1 protein-coding gene is annotated in these 402 nt (G+C 48.3%); it reads right to left on the bottom strand.

The features are described 5' to 3' along the window. Positions 1 to 166 precede the first annotated feature (166 nt). A partial coding sequence (locus tag NE664_15040) for a hypothetical protein (GenBank protein MCQ4727948.1) occupies positions 167 to 402 on the bottom strand: 236 nt, incomplete at its 5' end.

The following is a 402-nucleotide window of genomic DNA, read 5'->3' on the forward strand; positions in this document are numbered from 1 at the left end:
CGAATCTCTTTGCAGTTTCCCCGGCGCGATTAAGATCTGCGTCCGCGACTGCGTGTATTTCGTGATCGTGATAAATGTTCTGTATATCGGGAATGTAGGTATTGCTTATGCTGCCGCACCCGATGATGCCTATTTTATAAGTTCTCATAATCTTCCTTTTCCGCGGTCAGTGCGGCATGGCTTCCCCTTTATAGTTGATAAACGGTATTTCCAGTTTCGGGTCTGTCTCCCCCTCTATCACCTTATAGATGCCTTCTGCGGATTCTGATGAAGGGATCTGTGCGTTCTCCGCTCCCATAACCGTCTGCATTCTGCCCGGATGCATCATAAAGATTCTCACACCGAGTTCGGGGCGTTCATCATGCAGATAGTTGCGGATTTTCTGTGTATACATGTTCGCCG

It is taken from the genome of Anaerotignum faecicola, from assembly GCA_024460105.1.
In the GTDB taxonomy this organism is placed as follows: Bacteria; Bacillota; Clostridia; order Lachnospirales; family Anaerotignaceae; genus JANFXS01.